The 2,396-nt window shown below is 41.0% G+C and carries 1 protein-coding gene; it reads right to left on the bottom strand.

From position 1 onward, the window contains the following. A partial coding sequence (locus ACPDHL_RS16100) for a fibronectin type III domain-containing protein (RefSeq protein WP_430533720.1) occupies positions 1–2,396 on the bottom strand: 2,396 nt, incomplete at both ends.

Below are 2,396 nucleotides of genomic sequence, written 5' to 3'. Positions count from 1 at the left end.
TCATCTGGTCCACAGACATTGCGCACATAGAAATAGTAGGTCGTATTCACCGTTAATCCTCTAGCAGAATAATTAGGTTCTTCTACAATTTCGATTAAATCTGGGTCTGGCTCTGCCCCATCTGTTGTTGAAAAGGCAATTTCCCAACGGGTCATCCCCTCTTGAGAATCCCATCCGTAATTGATGCGATCAGCACCTCCACAAGCAGACAATCCGGTAACTGCAGGACATGTTTCGACTTTAAATATCATATTGTCTATTGCCGCAGGTGGGTCAGATGCACTGAAGTTATCATTAATCCACTCAAAGACCAAACGCATCGTTTGCCCTGCAAATGGAGTTAAATCAACTGATTCTAAAGCAGTAGTAAACTCTTCTTGTTGGAAATATATCCCTCCAATTTGAAGACGGCCAGTCGCAGCCATTATTTGTTGTCCCATCACAGGTCTAAAACTAGCAGGTACTAGCCAAACTCTCATATAATCAGTAGGAAAGTTAACGCTTCCTTCTCCAAGCGCACGCCAATCAAAGGTTAAACTTCCTCCGATAGCCGCTGCTGGTACAGCAAGATCGCGGTACGCATGAGCCACCGTAGTCACACCTCCATTATATGTATTGGTTAGTCCATTGTTTTTTGTAATATATAGTGCGTTTACTCCACCATTACTCACGGCTCTACCAACCACCCATTTATTGTCAGCATTACTAATAAAGCTCCAATTGTTATCTCCTTCAAAGTTATCTTCATAGGTTAGTTCGCCTGGAATTTGTGCTGTCCATCCAATAACTCGAACCCAAGAGCTCTTATTGGTAGCACTACAAATCGTTCTCACCCAAATAAAATACTCCGTATTATCATCTAACCCCTCAATAGTATAAGGATTCTCTGTCGTGGTTACCGATCCAGTTACTGTATCTCCTAATAATCCAGGGTTAGTTGCTGAATGATACACTTCATAGTTTGTCTGTCCTTCTACTGGAGTCCAAGAAATAGTTACCGACGTTGATGTAACGCTATCAATTTGCACGTTAGTTGGTTCTGAACACGTAATAACGTGTACCTCTAAATTATCAATTGCTGCAGGGGGTTGAGCTCCACCACCTGTATCATTTTTCCATTCAAAAAGCAAACGCATTCTTTGTCCTGCAAAAGCAGAAGCATCTACAACTAAACGCTCATTGAGGAAAATAGAATTCAAACTATAAACACTTCTTCCTATTAGAACTCCTCCACTATTGGTAGTTGTTGTTTCAACACCCGCTGTTGGTCTATACGTTGTTGGTACTAACCATACTTTAAAAGCATCCCATGTAGACTCTCCGACAGATCGCCAATCAAAGTTAATCCCTAAATTATTAGCTCCTGTTGTGGGAACATTAAAATCCTTATAAACTTGCGAATACTGCTGTGAAACTCCAGTATATGTATAGAGATTATCTACTCCTCCATTATTCGAAATATAGAGTGATTTTTGTCCTCCATAATTCACCGCATTTCCAATGTACCATTGATTCACTGCATCATTGCGCATTGCATATTGTTGATCCCCTTCAAAACCATCACGATACGGTAAATCTACAGGCACTAAATCTGTTGTCACTTGTAAAGGCCCTTTCCAAAAACTCTTATTGGTCGTTGAACAGATAGAGCGTACCCAAATATAATACGTTGTATTGCTGTCTAAGTTTTCAAAGGTATGTGTCGTTCCTGTAACTGTTACCCCTGCCACAGTCTCGGCTGGAGCTGTTGGTGTAGTGGTAATTTTCAATTCGTAATCAGTCACTCCTTCTACAGCGCTCCAACTCACAGCAATACTCTCTGCAGTAACAGCTGTTGCCTGTGAACTTGTTGGTTGAATACAAGTTGAATAATTCAATTTCAAGTTGTCAATCGCCGCTGGTGGATTCTCTCCATCCCAACTATTATTTTTCCAAGAAAAAACTAAACGCATCGTTTGACCTGCAAAAGCAGAAACATCCATCACAAGGCGTTCGGTCACAAAGTTGCTATTCTGTCCATATAATGTGCGACCTAATCGAACTCGAGTTGCAGCTGTAGTAATTTCTGTACCTGCTCTTGGTTCGAAAGCAACCGGAACGGCCCATACGGTAAATCCATCACTATTATCTCCAACAGAGCGCCAATCAAATTGCACCTCAAGCTCTTCTGCATCTGCAGGAATAGTAAAATCTTTGTACACATGAGATGTCTGCGTCACTGAATTGGTATACTCATTCGCTACGCCATCATTGTTACTGATATACAAAGCAGAAGTTCCTCCGTTATTTACGGCTGTACCAATATGCCATTTATTTACACTATGGTTTCTAAAAGCATATTCTTGAGCAGTCTCAAACGTATCTGTATAAGGGATGTCAACAGGTACTAATCCTGT

The organism is Myroides sp. C15-4, assembly GCF_050522745.1.
Lineage (GTDB): Bacteria > Bacteroidota > Bacteroidia > Flavobacteriales > Flavobacteriaceae > Flavobacterium.
The sequence above is the reverse complement of the archived record's forward strand: the minus strand, read 5'-3'. Positions and strand labels throughout refer to the sequence as shown.